Raw genomic sequence first — 929 nt, 5'->3', positions numbered from 1 at the left:
GCCACCGCCTGCTTGAGTCCGGCCGAGTCGTCCTCGCACGTTTGCCGGAAGGCTGCAAGAACCTGGCCCACCATCGACGCGTCGCCACCGCAATTCGCCGTGAGGAGCGCCTGGTCGATCGGGCTGACGGAGGGGGCGGCCTCCGGGCTTGAGCCGGCGTGAGCGGCGGGCGGCGAGGGGGCCCGGGGAAGCGGCAGCCATCGATCGAGCTTTTCGGTCAGCTGCGCCAGTTCCACCGGCTTGACCAGGAAGTCGTCCATGCCGGCGGCCAGGCACGCCTCGGCCTCCCCCTGCAGCGCGTTGGCGGTGCAGGCGATGATCGGCACGCGCTCGCGCCCCGCGTCGGATTCCAGCCTGCGGATGCTGCGCGTCAGTTCGTAGCCGTCCATGTGGGGCATGTGGCAGTCGGTGATGACCAGCCCGAAGCGACCCGACTTCCACATCTCGAGGGCCTGGACGCCGTCGTCGGCGGTCTGGGCGGCATAGCCCAGCGTTCGCACCTGGCGCAGGAGCAGCATGCGGTTGACGGGGTGGTCATCCACCAGCAGCACCAGCGTTCCTTCCGTCTCGGCCTGCGCGGTGCCGGGAGCCATGCGGCGCATGGCCGTGGCCGCCGGGAGCGCGCTCGCGCCGTCGGCGCCGCTGCCTGGCGGGGGCTCGGCGACGGGCAGCGTCAAATCCAGGGTCATCGTCGTGCCCTTCCCGGGCTCGCTTCCCAGGCTGATCGAGCCACCCATCATCTGCGCCAGCTGCCGGGAGATGACCAGCCCCAGTCCGGTGCCACTTGGCTGTCGTCRCGCCTCGTCACTGTCCGCCTGGCTGAACGGCTGAAACAGGCGCTGTTGGTCCTCCGCAGAGATACCGATGCCGGTGTCCTTCACCTCGAATCRCAGTTTTTCCTGTCCCTCCACCCGTCCCAGCCACTGCAC

The 929-nt window shown here is 69.8% G+C and carries 1 protein-coding gene; it reads right to left on the bottom strand.

Annotated elements, in window-relative coordinates:
• On the bottom strand, positions 1–929 hold a 929-nt coding region (locus AC1DY5_RS57130; RefSeq protein ID WP_478122958.1), incomplete at both ends, for a response regulator.

It is taken from the genome of Variovorax sp. P4_D9 (genome assembly GCF_056401695.1).
This window is presented reverse-complemented; position numbering and strand designations above follow the sequence as displayed.